This window comes from Luteimonas sp. A478, from assembly GCF_054052025.1.
On sequence record NZ_JBSVRF010000004.1, the window covers coordinates 27,660 to 40,635 of the forward strand.

Genomic DNA, 12,976 nt, shown 5'->3' on the forward strand with positions numbered 1-12,976 from the left:
AGCAAGGCTTTTACCGCAGGAGCGGTTGAATTGGACATGACGCTGCCGGCACGCCCGTCAATGGGAGTGTGCCCGGCAGAGCGTGTCACCCGCTGTTGTCCGGCTGCCCGTGTCTCTTGATCAGCGGCATTACTTTCACCGGAGAGCACGAATGCATGCGAGTCAGCCGTTCCTGAAACACAGTCATCTTGCCGTTGCGGTATTGCTGGGCCTTGCGCTGCCGGGAATTGCGGCGGCACAGGACTCCGAGGCCGAACAGCCGTCGCAGGCCTCGGCCCAGACTCTCGATACGGTCAGGGTGACCGGATCCCGGATCAAGCGCACCGATGTGGAAGCCGCGCTTCCGGTGACGGTGATCCAGCGGGAACGGATCGAGGCGCAGGGCATCTCCTCGGCCGAGCAACTGCTGAGCTATCTCAACATCGGCGGTAACGGATCGGACAACCTGTCGGCCAACGCCGGTATCGCGCCGGCGGACCTGCGTGGCAACAACGGGGTGTCGGGTGCCAACCTGCGCGGGCAGGGCGCGGACGCCACGCTGGTGCTGCTCAACGGCCGCCGAGTCGCCGCTCACGGACTGCGGGGCACCACGGTTGACCTGAACTCCATTCCCTTCGCAGCGATCGACCGGGTCGAGGTGCTGCGCGACGGCGCCTCGGCGGTGTACGGCACCGATGCGATAGGCGGCGTGATCAACTTCATTACCCGCAATGATTTCTCCGGTGCGCAGATCAGCGGCTTCGTCGACCTGCCCGAGGAGGGCGGCGGCAATATCTACAGCTCCAACCTGCTGGTGGGCGGCGGTGACCTGGACACCCGGGGCTGGAATGCATTTGCCACCATCTCGGTGAAGAAGAACGACATCCTGCGCGGCAACGCCCGCCACTTCTCCAACAGCTTCCAGCCCAGCCGCGGCCTCTCGCCCGATACACGCGGCACGCCGTTCGCCACCATCTTCAACCTGGCCGACTCGATGACCGGGGCGGGCCTGATCGATCCGGACTCCGGGCAGGTCGTGAACGGGGTCAATACCCTGAACCTGCCTGGCGGCCCGGGCTGCGAAGCCGGCGACCCCATGATGGGGCCGTATGACTACCGTCTCTGGGCCACCACGGCGACCAACGTCGCCTCCAAATATGGTTGTTCGTGGGACTACCCGGCCGCGGCGGTGATGCAGCAGCCGCAGGAGAGCGTGCAGTTCATCGGGCGGGCCACCTTCAAGGTGGGCGAGGCGAGTCAGGCATTCGTGGAGTTCATGGGCTCGGACGTGGACGTGAACCGCCAGTTCGAGCCCAACCAGATCTCCTCCAGCGCCACCGCCACGGCCACGTTCAATCCAGGCACCTGGTTCCCGCTCAATGACCTGACCCGGGACACCTACGACATGGTGTACGGGTCGCTTGAAGACTTCTTCGGCCCGGACCAGCTCGAGTACGGCGCGCCGATTGCTTACCGCTGGCGCTGTTACGCCTGCGGACCGCGCGAGGTGCTGACCAACACCAAGGCCTACCGGGTGATGGCGGGCTTTGAAGGCGAGGCCGGGCGCTGGGAGTACAGCGCGGGCCTGTCGCGGGCGTCCAGTGAATCCGAATCACGTCTTGGCAGCGGCTATCACTACGTGGAAGGGCTGCAGCAGGTGCTCGGCAGCGGCCTGCTCAATCCCTTCCTGATGCCGGGACAGCAGCAGAATCCGCAGGGGCTGGCTGCGCTGGAAGCGGCTTCGGCTGCGGGTGTGGTGCTCTATGGCGGCCGCTCCACCGTGACCAGCCTGGACGCCGTGGTCTCCACCAGCTTCTGGAACCTCGCCGGCGGTCCGCTGCAGGTGGCCTTCGGCACGGACCTGCGGCGTGAGCAGTTCGAGTTCAACGGCGACCACCACGAAGTGGAAGCGCGCCCCGCGATCTTCAACGCGCCGTTCGACGCGGCCAATACCCTGCCATCCGTGAGCCGCGACGTGAAGGCGGTGTTCACCGAGATATACCTGCCCCTGCACGACACACTGGAAGTCACCGTGGCCGGCCGCTACGACCACTATGACGGTTTCGGCGGCACCACCAACCCGAAGGTTTCCTTCATGTGGAAACCGATCGGCGCGGTGGCCTTCCGCGGCGCGTACAGCACCGGCTTCAAGGCGCCGGAGTTCAGCAAGCTGTTCAGTGGCGCCACTGCAACCCAGAACACCGCCCTGGACGTGGCCGACCCGGAGAAGTGCCCGGGCGGAGTGGTGGATGATTCCCGGCCGGGGTGCGAATCCATCCGTCCCGACATCCTGGTGGGCGGCAAGGCGGATCTGGAGCCGGAGGAGGCGCGCCAGAAGAGCTTGGGCGTGGTATTTGCGCCGGTCGACTGGTTCAACGCCAGCCTCGACTGGTGGGAGATCGAGCGCACCAACACCATCCGCACGGGCCCGGATCTGGACGTGCTGCGTGACAATTACGAGCTGTTCCGTAACAACTGGATCCGCGATGCCAATGGTGATGTGGAACTGATCGACCGCCGCTTCATCAACTCCGGTGGTTCCTTGATGAGTGGCCTTGAGCTGGACGCCAACATCATGGGCGAGCTGGCGGGCGGCAGCTATCGGGTCAACTTCAACGGCAGCTACCTGGACAACTACCAGGAAAAGCTGCTGGAGTCCCAGCCGTATTCGGACAACCTGGTGGGCAACTACATCCGTTACTGGAGCCTGCCCCTGAAGTGGAAGCACACCCTTGGTTTCTCCTGGGCCAAGGGCGACTGGGCGCACAGCCTGACCCAGATCTACCGTCATGGTTACAAGGATGAAGAGCCCACAAGCGTCTCCAGCGGCCATTACATCCCCAGCAACTGGGATCCGGATGTGGGCCGCTATGTCACCTACAATTACAGCCTGAGCTACACCGGCTTCGAAGGCCTGAGGTTGGTGTTCGGAGTGAAGAACCTGACCGATCGCGATCCGCCGTTCACTGCCCACAAGAATGACTGGGCCAGCGGTGCGGGCTGGGAGCCCCGGGTAGCCGATCCGCGTGGGCGGGCTTATTCGCTGCTTGCCGAATACCGCTTCTGAACCAGGCTCCACTTCGCCGGCCGCACACCTCATGGTGCGGCCGGCTTTTTATTTGGATGAAAACATGACCCCGCTGCGCATGACCCCACTGCTGAAGCGCTCCTGCGCAATTGCCATCCTTTCCACCCTGGCCCTGGCGCCGGCCTGGGCCAACCCCAGGCTGGATGAGCTGTTCGACCAGGCCATGGAGCGCTGGAACCTGCCTGGCATGGCCGTGGGCGTGGTGCAGGATGGCGAGGTCATCTACGTGCGCGCCGATGGTGAGCTGCGTGCAGGCGAGGGCGACCGGATCAATGAGGACACGCTGTTCAAGATCGCCTCCAACGGCAAGGCAATGACCACTGCGCTGCTGGCACGGCTGGCGGACCAGGGCAAGCTGGCCTGGGACGATCCGGTGACCCGGCACCTTCCTGATTTCCGCATGGCCGATCCGTGGGTAAGCGACCAGATCCAGGTCCGCGACCTGGTGATCCACAACAGCGGCCTGGGACCTGCAGCTGGCGACTTGATGCTGTGGCCGGAGCCCAATCTGTTCACCCGCGAGCAGGTAGTGGCCGGCATTGCCCACCTGCCACCGGCATCCAGCTTCCGTACTCGCTACAACTACAGCAACGTGATGTATATCGTGGCTGGCGAAGTGGCTGCGGCGGCATCGGGTGCCGGGTCCTACGAGCAGGCGCTGCGCCAGGAGCTGTTTGATCCACTGGGTCTGGAGCGCTGCCAAGTGGGTGAGTGGCAGCGGGATGATGTGGGCAACGTGGCCCAGCCGCACATGCAGTTGGACGGCAGCAACGTGGTCATCCGCGAGGATGGCGAAGTAGTGCCCGCGGTGCCGATGGCAGCGGCCGGTGGTATCCGCTGCAGCCTGCGCGACATGACCTCCTGGATCCAGATGTGGCTGCAGCCGGACACCCATGGCCTGACGGACGGACAGCCGTGGCTGTCGGAAGAGCAGCGTCGCAACCTGTGGAGCGTGCACATGCCGATGCCACTGGGCCAGCGCATGCGCGACTGGGAAGGCGCGAGTTTCTACGCCTACGGCCTGGGCTGGCGGATCAGCGACAGCGGCGGCATGTTCAAGGTCGGCCACACCGGAACCCTCTCAGGGATGTTCTCGGCGCTGACCCTGCTGCCCCAGAAGGACGCTGGTTTCGTGTTGATGATCAACGGCTCGGGCGGTGACGCCCGGAGCGCGCTGGGGCAGGCGCTGGGCATGTATTTCACCAATCCGGATAGCGGCCTGGACGTGAACCACTACGCCAACCTGATCGAGCAGGACCGCGCGGCAACGGCCGGCCTGGCATCCGATGGTGAGCCGCTGCCCGACACCAGCGATCGAGTGCCAGCCGAGCCTGCATCCATGACGCGCTGGCTGGGTCTCTATGAAGACCTCTGGTTCGGCCGCGCATCGGTATGCGCTGTTGAAGGGGGCCAGGTGCAGTTCGCCTCCGAACGCTCGCCCATGCTCACCGGTACCGTCATGGAGAGCGGTGGGCGGCTGCTGGTGGACTGGAGCGAAGTGACCGTGAGCGCCGAGCCGTGGCTGGATTTCAGCCAGCCCGAAGACGGCGGCAAGCCCACCCTGGCGGTGACCCGCATCAATCCGCGCGTCGGCTCCAGCTACAACTTCCAGGACCTGGCTTTCGTGCGCACCGGCGACTGCCCGGTGCGCTGACCGGTATCCTTGCAGCCCCACATATCAGGAATCAAAGATGTCCCAGCCCCCAAACGAAACCGATCTGCTTGTAGCCAAGTTGATGGCCATGGAAGTCATGCTGCTGACTCTGGTCAGGCCAGTGGCTGACAAGCCGAAGTTCTGGGAAGACCTTGATGGCGTGGCCCAGGTGTTCGAGAACAATCTCAGCCAGTCCCCGGAGCTGGTGCAGCGCCGCTGGGGTGCCGTGCGGCATTTCCTGGACGAGTGGCGTGCTGCCTTGAGCCCGCCCCAGGGCTGAGTTGCGGCCTGCCGGGCATATGCCCGGCAGTTTCGCGCCTCGGAGCAGTGGCGCACGGATTGCCGCTGCGGCTCCGGGGCCTCCATGGAAACAAAAAACCCCCGGGCCAGAGCCTGGGGGGTTTTTTTTGCAGCACGGGGATGGAGATCTCCGGACTGATAGATCTGGTGGGCGGTAGTGGGATCGAACCACTGACCCTTGCCGTGTGAAGGCAATGCTCTACCGCTGAGCTAACCGCCCTGATGCTGCGTGCCGGGGCTGTTGGGCCTCGGCGGGCCGGCTAGTTTACGGTGCCTGCGTCCGAGGGACAAGTACTGACCCTTGCCGTGTGAAGGCAATGCACAAAGGCTTGCCCAAACGCAGTTCGCTACGTATCATTTCCGCTTTCACGGTTTGGCCGTGCAATGTATTCCGGCCAGGTAGCTCAGTTGGTAGAGCAGGGGATTGAAAATCCCCGTGTCGGGGGTTCGATTCCCTCCCTGGCCACCATGTTTCTCAATAAGTTATGAGTAAGGGGCCCTCGGGCCCCTTTTTTTTCTCCGGCAGTTCTCCGGTCAGCGCACCAACACCGCGTGCCTGGAATTCAAACTGTCTCGCAGCTCCCGGCTTCGCTGGTCAGTGTTCCCCTGGATCCGGTCCAGGCGATCGATGACGTGGCCCAGCAGCTCGTTCGTCTTCTGCTGCTCCGCCCGGATCGGCGCGGTGATGGTGTGCTCGCCCTGCGCCGCCAGTTCGAAGATGGCGCGGCTGATGCCCTCGTGCATGGCGTCAATCTCATCAGCCAACCGGCCCTGGTCCAGATCCGCAGGAACCATCGTCATGCCGCTGAGCTGGCCGGTCACCTGGTCATACAGCGCCTGGTAGTCCCGGCCACTGGCGTAGAGGTTCCGCCCGAACCCGAGCGCGGCTTGCGCGGCCTGCTGCGCCGCCTGGGTGTCGCCGGTGCCCGCGGCATCGCTCAGCTGGCGCATTGCCTCGGCAAGCTTCTGGTCATCGCGCAGCGTCGACAGGTCCGATAGGCCGAGCTGGCCAAGGAAGGCGGCGTTGCTCGCTTCCATTTGGGCCTGCAGCTTGCCCATGTTCAGCGCGCGCAGCTCTTCGATCTTGGCCAGGTCCTGTGACCGCGCCCCGGACAGGCCCAGAGCCTTGGCGTAATCGTTGGCAGCCTTCACCTGCTGGCGGTAGTTCCGTTCCACCTCGAGTGCCTGCCGCTGAATTTCGTTCAGGCCATCGGTCATGATCGAGGTGTTGATATCAGCGACCAGCTTGCCGTACTCGCCGGCGGTCCCGGCCACCCGGGCATAGGTCCGTGCCAGCGACTCATCCGCCATCTGCATCTTTTCGACGAAGTCGGTGAGCGCCTGCAGGCCAATGCCTGTCCACAGGTCCATGCCGTTGCGGGCATCGCTGGCGGCCGTCATGAAGAACTCGGCGCCGCCGGCCAGCACCTCAGCCGAGCGGCGCCAGTCCTGGGCAATGCGGTTTGCGGCTGGATCGATCCGGGCCACTGCTGCGATGAGCTGTTCACTGGCTAGGCGGCTGGTGAATTCCTCGAACGTCTCCGCGTAGGTCTGCCCCAACACCCGAGACAACTCCGACTGCAGTTCGCCGTCGCGATCGTAAACCTGGGCGACAGATCCGGCGATGATGTCGACCGTGGCCAGGCCCAGCTGACGCGATGCAGACCGGGCCACCCGTTCCATTGCTTCGTACAGGTCCTGCGCGGCCTGCCGCTGCTCAGGCGTGGCGTCGAGCTCCCGATCCCGGCGAGCCGTGCCTCGGAACAGGGACCGCTTGCGGGTTTCATGCACGGACGCGGACACCATGCCGCCGCTGGCATCGATCCCGAGCTGCTGCGTGACGTTCTGCGGCTTGTACTTGGTGCCGAACAGTCGCCCGCCGCTGATGATGTCGACCACGGCCACGGCGGCGAGCGCCCAGCCCACGACAGGGATCCAACCTGCGCTGCCCGCCATGCCAGCGGCGGTGCCCATCGCTCCGGTGGCACCAGACACCGCACCGGCGCCTACAGTCCCCAGGGTTGCCCCGGCTCCCATCGCTCCCAGCCCGCCAGCGATGGCGCCGCCTGCCGCGATGCCTGCAGCCCCGTAGGAGAGGCCGGCGATGCCCGACACCAGCGGATTGTTCCCGCGCTGCGTGAGGCCGTAGTACGCGCCCATGGCGCCCAGGGCGGCGGATGCGTACGGCAACCCGCCTTTGAAGCTCCCGGTCAGCAGGCCGCCCGACAGCCCGCCCTTGCCCATGCCGGAGGCCGCGGCGATAGCCGGATCAACCGTGCCGACGCCATAGCCCGGAATTGCCCATCCTGGAGCCCCAGCAGCAGCGGCCGCGCCGCCACCGATGGCCGTGGCCCCACTGCCCAGCAGCAGGTTCCCTGCGAAGCCCTGGGCCAGGTTGGCCGGACCGACGCCGGCGGCGGCGTAACCCTGGCGATTGAGCATGCCCGAGATGGCCTTCTGGATCGGGTTCACGAACGACTGCTGCAGCGACATGCGCACGATGTCCCACCAGCCGCGCTTCCAGATGTCCTTCAATTCGGTGAAGAAGTCGCGGGTGCCCTTGATCTGGCCCGAGAACAAATCCGAGAACAGGTCTGCAACGCCTTCCACGTTCCGGCCGATGGTGTAGCGCCAGTCTTCAACCGCCCGGGTGGCTTCCTCCACTTCCTGGCTGGTGACTGCATAGCTGCGTGCTTGGCGGATCAGGCTGGCGGCCACGTCATCGTTGATCCCGGCCCCGGCCTCATTCGCCCGGTTGATAGCGTTGCGCATCTGGTGCTCGGCCTGCAGCCCGCGGCGGTACAGGTCGCGCTCGGGGCCGATCATGCCCAGCAGTTCGATCTCTTCCCGCATGGCCCCCAGCAGATCATCAGGCGCCCGCATCTGGGCTTCCAGCGCGCGCGTGGTCCGCTCCAGCTGGTCGGTGGCGTCTGCCTTCAGGGCGTTGTCCGCCTCCTGGGACATATTGCCGGCGTCCAGCTCCTTCCGGATCTCGGCCAGGCGCTGGCGGTGCGACTCCTCCGCTGCCTCCAACGGGCCGGCCATCGTGGCGGCCACCATCTCAGCCTCGCGGTTATAGCGGGCGATGGCTTCGAGCTGACGCTCCAGCTCCAGCTGCGCCTTACGGGTCGCTGCTTCTGCTTGCGCCGACCCTGCCGCAGCCGCTGCTGCCGCCTGGCGCGCGCGTTGCTGCTGAAGCTGGGCCTCAGTCATGCGGAACAGGCCGGCCGGCTCTCTCCCTTCACCGGCGAAGACGGGGGACAGGTCCCGGTCCTGCCCGTCAAACATACCGCGGGCAATGCCACCGGCTTTCCGCCAGTGCTCCATTCCATCAACCCACGGGGTCATGGAAGACCAAGCACCTGCCGCCACGTGCCCAAAGACGCGAAGCCCGTCGATGCCGAACCTGGTCGCCGTGCCGATGGCCCGGATCGAGTTGGCAACGTCCTGTGCCGTCTCGTTTACCCGGTCTCCCTCAGCGGCTACGTTCTCGAACTCATCAGTCAGGTGCAGTAAGTCCGGCAGCAGCTCGGCAGTGACCTGCCGGCCGAACCCTGCCACTGCCGCGTTCACGCGGTCCATCGTCTGCCGGAACTCTTCCGCCTGGCGCGCCGTAGCGTCGGTGAAGGTCAAGCCCAGCTTTGCAGCGGCGAGCTCCCACTCCCTGGTGGCCGCGGCGCCCTGCTGCAGCATGTTCACCAAGGGCATGCCTTCGGTGTCCATCAGCGCCATGACGTGACGCAGCCGCGCTCCCTGGTCGCCGGTCGCCTTGATCCCATCAGCGATGCGGCGGAACTGTTCGTCCGGAGACTGGCGGGCAAGCTCCTTTGCGCTGAGCCCCATGGACTCGATTGCCTTGGCGGCCGGGCCACCGCCGGCGGCGGCTTCAGAAATCCGGCGCGTCATCCGGCGAAGGGCCATGTCGAACTGGCCACTCGACACCCCAGCCATCTGCTCAGCGGCATAGCGGAGCGCGGTCAGCTCCTCCGTCGCAACGCCGATCTGCCCGGCCATCTTGGACGTGGACTCCATCGCCGCAATGTTCTGCCGGACCATGAAGGCGATGCCGGTGGCGGCGCCGGCAACGGCAGTGCCCAGGGCCGCCCCGATCTTCAAGGCCGCCGCTTCGATGCGCTTTCCGTCCCGGTCAGCGATCCACGCGGCCTTGCCCATGTCCCGCCCGAAGGAGCCGGTCTTCGCCAATAAATCAACTGTCAATGTGTAGAGACTCATCGCCCCCTCCTAAAAGAAAAGGCCCTGGCCCGGGTGAGCCATCCGAGCCAGGGCCGTGCCTGTTTCTTTCGCCGGTAGGCAGACCGACCGCTAGGGGGTGCTGTGAGAAACCGAACGGGCCCCGTCGCGCCTAACCGTTCGGTTATTCAGTCAGGGCGAACTTGCGGACGGCCCGGGTGTCGATCACCTCCAGACCGGCTCGCAGCTCGCACAGGATGGTGATCAGGTTCTTGGTGAAGTTGTCTTTGTGGCTATTGCTCACCAGAACCGACACCTGCCGGCGATCCAGCACGGTGGTAAATCTGGTGTCGAGCGTCAGGGCAGTGCCGGCAGCGAGGCTCGGTGTTCGCACGATGCGGGTGTTCCACAGCGAAGGTGGCACCGGCACGGTCGGCGACCCGAAGACGTACTCATCGTCCGTGGTGTTCTTCCTGGTGAGCTGGATCCGGAACCAGTCCCGCGGGTTCAAGACGATCAAGTTCGGCTCAAACCCGGCGTCCGCCTGCGTCACCAATGCCTCTCCGATCCGGTCGGCCGGGGTCACCCCGATGTCCGGGGTGAATGCCTGCGCCTGGCTCAGCAGACCGTGGATCTGCCCGGAACCGCCGGCGCCGTTCACCGTCTCAAACTCCAGCTTGCCCCGCACCTTGTGGCGGAGGATCTGGTCGATCAGTGCCTGCAGCGCGGTCTCATCCTCGAGGACCTGGCGGCTAGCAGTCGTGTGGCCGGCGATGGTCGCCACGTATGCCCGCTTGAGCTCGCCTTCGAACTCAACTTCCTGCTTCTCGTCGCCTTCCTTGAGCTGATAGCCCGCGTCGCCGCTGGAGCCCATCTGGATGAACTCGACAACATCCGAACTCACCTTCCGGATCGGCAGTGCGTCCAGCAGGGTCAGGGTGCGCTGCACCGGACCACGAATGCCCTGGTAGTCGGGGCGCGATGGAAACTCGCTGTCCGTCTCGCCGCCCTTGTCAGGATTGGTTAACGCCGCGTTGATGTTGGAGTCGAGATGGATTCGGGCTGCGAACGGGGCGGGATTGGAGCCCCTGGACACCGCGAGGGCGGCCTCTTCGAACTGGCCGTTCTCCCGCAGTCTCTTGCTGGCGGCAGCGCCGGCGGCCGGACCGGCCAATCCACCAGCAGACAGACCGCCGTTCATCTCGATGGATGCCAATTTGGTGGCGTGCTCATCCATGCCCTTGGTCAGGGCATCAACTCTCTGGTCGTAGCGGTCCTTGAAGTCATCAAAGCCGTTGTTCAGTCTTTCGACAAGAGCTTTTATCTCGCTGGGGTTGCCCATGTTCTGGTTCCTGATGGTGGGGTTATCGGCAGCAGCTTCTTGCTGAAAAGCTGCCCGGGCGTCCCGAATCAACGCTCCGACCTCTTTGGTGCTGTAGCCCTGGTCGCGCAGGATTCGTTGTACTTTTTCTTCTGCTGAGCCGGGCATTCCGACCCTCGTGTTCGGGATTTGCTCGCATCATCGGCCGACCGGCACCTCCGAACCATCAGGTCCGATGGGGTTACATGGGGTCCGCCGACTCGATTTATCCCCGGTGCGATTCAATCCAGCGCGCTGCGTCGATCAAGCGATATGTGACACGATGCTTTCCGCCGCCCAGCGCGTAGGAGGCTGGCGCCGTTCCCTCACGTCTCCGGTTCGCCAATGCGCCAGGCGTCATGCCCAACAGTGCCGCCAAGTCGGATTCCCCGATTCGGCCATCCGCTGAGATCCAGTAACCCGCTGCCTCGGCTTCTCGGCGCAGAAGCTGCGCAGTAGCGTGTGCGGTTCCGTCCAATGTTGCGCGCAACTGCGCGAGCTGGTTGACCTGTGTGTTCATCGGTGCCGAGCCATCCAGGTAATCCGCGCTCGCACCCGGAGCGGCAACATCTCCCACAGCTCAGCGTGCGGCGTCGTGGCAATCATCGTCAACGCCTCGCGCTTGGTCCTGCCGCCGCGCATCATGCGGCGCTCAATGGCTCGCTTGGTGAGGGCTACCAGCCTGGCTCTGTCGCTCATTTTTTCAAATCTCAATTTTGACGGTGCGAAAATTCAGCTGGGCGCACGTGTCGCGAAAGTGGATGGCTTTTAACTTTCATGGCCCCCCCCCGATCTGCGAATCTGCAGATCCCCCGCAAACTGCACGGATCTGTGCAGTTGAGGGGGATCTGCAGATTCGCAGATCCCCCTGGTGCCTCAGCACAGCGCGCGCAGCTCCGCGGCTGCCTCTTCTTGCGTCAGGTCTCCGAGTCGGAACCGATGGTTGATCCAGGCTCTCTTGTTCGCGAGCTGATCCGTCGCCGCAGGTTCAACAGCAGGTTCAGTAGGTTTAAAAGAAGGTTCGGGTACCGCTGGTGCTACCAGTTGGTGTGCAGCGGTGCTACCAGTTGAGGGCGCCGGTACTACCAGTTGCGTTGCACCGGTGCTACCAGTGATGCCGTGGGCTGCGTGCGGACTGGTGGCATGGGCGCTACCAGTTGCACGGTCGTTGCGCTCAGCCGCTTCCACGTTCGCTCGCACGCGTTCGACAGCAGAGCCCCTGCGAGGTGCAACTCTGCTGTTCTGCAGAGATTGTCCTTGGTTCTCTTGCTCGGCTGGACTGGTGGCACCGGTGCTACCAGTTGAACCCGGCCAGTCGCGTGTGGTTGGCCAGCTGGGGATTGAATAGACGTTGGCACGGCGCTCACGGCGCGTGACTTCCAGGTAACCAGCGGCCTCCAAGGCATCGACGGCGCGCATCACGGATGAGCGGTGGATGCCGGCGATCCGGGCCATCCGATCGAAGCCCGGGTATGCCGTCCGCTGGCGGATGTTGTAGTGGTCCAGAATCACAGCCAGCACCGCCTTGGCTGCATTGCTGAGATTCGGATCGACACAGGCATTGCGCAGTAGCAAGTGCTGTTGCAGCAGCGTCGACTCATCGTTCATGCCTCGGGCCCCGGTCCAAGCTGTAGGCCTTGACGACTGATGAGCGCCCGTATCGGCACGCGACGCAGGCATCTACACCGATGATCCGCCAACCCATTCGGCGCAGCGCATAGACGTCTGCCGCCAGCCGGGAAGCCCCGTACTTCTCCCAGGCACTGAGGCTGGTCAGGTGTTCGCCGGCCAGGAGCGCGTCCAGGACTGCAGCGCGCGCTGTACCTGGCTGAGGGCGGGGAGGGGTGCCGGTGTTAGAATCGTTGGGCAGCCTCGCAAAGCCTGCGTTTTCCGCGCCCTGAGCCGCGTCACCGGCCAGGGCGTTTCTGTTGGAATCGTTCATTCGTCGTCATCCGGAAGGTGGCGAGCAAATTCGGCGTGGCAGGCCTCTGCCGCCTGGGCCAACTGGCGGGCGGCCTTCGCAAGGGTCTGCATTTCCTCTGCCATCGATCGGGCGCCCCTGCGGCCGCTGGGCATTGCCACCAGGCCGGGAATCTCTGCGGCGTGGCGTTCCGTCAGGCCGCTGATCGTCGCGGCTAAACGCCTGGCGCCGGTAGCGGCGCCGCGGAACCTGTCCATGCCCGGAATCATTGGCCACCGCCTTCGCTGCTCTGTGCAGCGAGCCAGGCTTCAACCTGGCGTCGGTCGTAGAGCACGCGGCTGTGGATGCGCTGGAACGGAGGGCCGATGCGCAGCCGGCGCCAGCGCGCGATGGTTCCTGGCGCGCGCTTCAATTCCGCGGCCAGCTCCCGTGTGGTGAGTTTCTGGGCGAGTAAGGATGACACTGGACACACCTCCTTTTGTT

General features: G+C 64.8%; 10 protein-coding genes and 2 tRNA genes. 5 read left to right on the forward strand and 7 right to left on the reverse strand.

Translation table 11 applies throughout. From position 1 onward, the window contains the following. The first annotated feature begins 151 nt into the window (after window positions 1-151). From ACW7G3_RS09100 to ACW7G3_RS09110, 3 genes are all read left to right on the forward strand, one after another. Window positions 152-3,046 (forward strand): TonB-dependent receptor domain-containing protein, encoded by a 2,895-nt coding sequence (locus tag ACW7G3_RS09100; RefSeq protein WP_456982436.1) that lies wholly within the window; start codon window positions 152-154, stop codon window positions 3,044-3,046. A gap of 64 nt (window positions 3,047-3,110) precedes the next feature. Continuing rightward, window positions 3,111-4,721, forward strand: a complete 1,611-nt coding sequence (locus ACW7G3_RS09105) for a serine hydrolase domain-containing protein (protein WP_456982437.1) — start codon at window positions 3,111-3,113, stop codon at window positions 4,719-4,721. Window positions 4,722-4,758: 37 nt separating this feature from the next. Further along, on the forward strand, window positions 4,759-5,001 hold the full coding sequence (locus ACW7G3_RS09110; RefSeq protein ID WP_456982438.1) for a hypothetical protein: 243 nt from the start codon (window positions 4,759-4,761) through the stop codon (window positions 4,999-5,001). A 165-nt stretch (window positions 5,002-5,166) separates the two neighbouring features. Here the strand turns inward: ACW7G3_RS09110 and ACW7G3_RS09115 are convergent. Continuing rightward, window positions 5,167-5,241 (reverse strand) — tRNA-Val (locus tag ACW7G3_RS09115). A gap of 173 nt (window positions 5,242-5,414) precedes the next feature. On the opposite strand from ACW7G3_RS09115, the gene ACW7G3_RS09120 reads away from it, so the two are divergent. Next, a tRNA-Phe gene (locus tag ACW7G3_RS09120) sits at window positions 5,415-5,490 on the forward strand. Window positions 5,491-5,555: 65 nt separating this feature from the next. Here ACW7G3_RS09120 and ACW7G3_RS09125 read toward each other — a convergent pair. Together ACW7G3_RS09125 and ACW7G3_RS09130 are read right to left on the reverse strand one after the other, a co-directional pair. Next, complete coding sequence (locus ACW7G3_RS09125; protein ID WP_456982440.1) at window positions 5,556-9,254, reverse strand: hypothetical protein; 3,699 nt, start codon at window positions 9,252-9,254, stop codon at window positions 5,556-5,558. Between the two features lie 142 nt (window positions 9,255-9,396). After that, window positions 9,397-10,701 carry a phage major capsid protein gene (locus ACW7G3_RS09130; protein ID WP_456982441.1) on the reverse strand — a complete coding sequence of 435 codons (1,305 nt, stop codon included), beginning with the start codon at window positions 10,699-10,701 and terminating at the stop codon, window positions 9,397-9,399. Window positions 10,702-11,167: 466 nt separating this feature from the next. On the opposite strand from ACW7G3_RS09130, the gene ACW7G3_RS09135 reads away from it, so the two are divergent. After that, a complete protein-coding gene (locus tag ACW7G3_RS09135) occupies window positions 11,168-11,344 on the forward strand; it encodes a hypothetical protein (protein ID WP_456982442.1) in 177 nt (58 codons plus the stop codon). Window positions 11,345-11,448: 104 nt separating this feature from the next. On the opposite strand, the gene ACW7G3_RS09140 is transcribed toward ACW7G3_RS09135, so the two are convergent. The 4 genes from ACW7G3_RS09140 to ACW7G3_RS09155 are packed head-to-tail and all read right to left on the reverse strand — an operon-like array spanning window position 11,449 to window position 12,956. Continuing rightward, window positions 11,449-12,180, reverse strand: coding sequence for a helix-turn-helix domain-containing protein (locus ACW7G3_RS09140; protein ID WP_456982444.1), 732 nt, complete (start codon window positions 12,178-12,180; stop codon window positions 11,449-11,451). Beyond that, window positions 12,170-12,514 carry a helix-turn-helix domain-containing protein gene (locus tag ACW7G3_RS09145; RefSeq protein WP_456982445.1) on the reverse strand — a complete coding sequence of 115 codons (345 nt, stop codon included), beginning with the start codon at window positions 12,512-12,514 and terminating at the stop codon, window positions 12,170-12,172. Before ACW7G3_RS09145 ends, ACW7G3_RS09140 begins: the two co-directional genes overlap by 11 nt. Next, window positions 12,511-12,750, reverse strand: a complete 240-nt coding sequence (locus tag ACW7G3_RS09150; protein WP_456982447.1) for a hypothetical protein — start codon at window positions 12,748-12,750, stop codon at window positions 12,511-12,513. Before ACW7G3_RS09150 ends, ACW7G3_RS09145 begins: the two co-directional genes overlap by 4 nt. 8 nt (window positions 12,751-12,758) lie before the next feature. Further along, window positions 12,759-12,956 carry a helix-turn-helix transcriptional regulator gene (locus ACW7G3_RS09155; protein WP_456982449.1) on the reverse strand — a complete coding sequence of 66 codons (198 nt, stop codon included), beginning with the start codon at window positions 12,954-12,956 and terminating at the stop codon, window positions 12,759-12,761. Window positions 12,957-12,976: the final 20 nt, after the last annotated feature.

What these genes read in the sequence shown, in the direction of transcription:
- ACW7G3_RS09100 (WP_456982436.1), top strand. Translation starts at nt 152, where the DNA reads ATGCATGCGAGTCAGCCGTTCCTGAAACACAGTCATCTTGCCGTTGCG.
- ACW7G3_RS09105 (WP_456982437.1), top strand. Translation starts at nt 3,111, where the DNA reads ATGACCCCGCTGCGCATGACCCCACTGCTGAAGCGCTCCTGCGCAATT.
- ACW7G3_RS09110 (WP_456982438.1), top strand. Translation starts at nt 4,759, where the DNA reads ATGTCCCAGCCCCCAAACGAAACCGATCTGCTTGTAGCCAAGTTGATG.
- ACW7G3_RS09125 (WP_456982440.1), bottom strand. Translation starts at nt 9,254, where the DNA reads ATGAGTCTCTACACATTGACAGTTGATTTATTGGCGAAGACCGGCTCC.
- ACW7G3_RS09130 (WP_456982441.1), bottom strand. Translation starts at nt 10,701, where the DNA reads ATGCCCGGCTCAGCAGAAGAAAAAGTACAACGAATCCTGCGCGACCAG.
- ACW7G3_RS09140 (WP_456982444.1), bottom strand. Translation starts at nt 12,180, where the DNA reads ATGAACGATGAGTCGACGCTGCTGCAACAGCACTTGCTACTGCGCAAT.
- ACW7G3_RS09145 (WP_456982445.1), bottom strand. Translation starts at nt 12,514, where the DNA reads ATGAACGATTCCAACAGAAACGCCCTGGCCGGTGACGCGGCTCAGGGC.
- ACW7G3_RS09150 (WP_456982447.1), bottom strand. Translation starts at nt 12,750, where the DNA reads ATGGACAGGTTCCGCGGCGCCGCTACCGGCGCCAGGCGTTTAGCCGCG.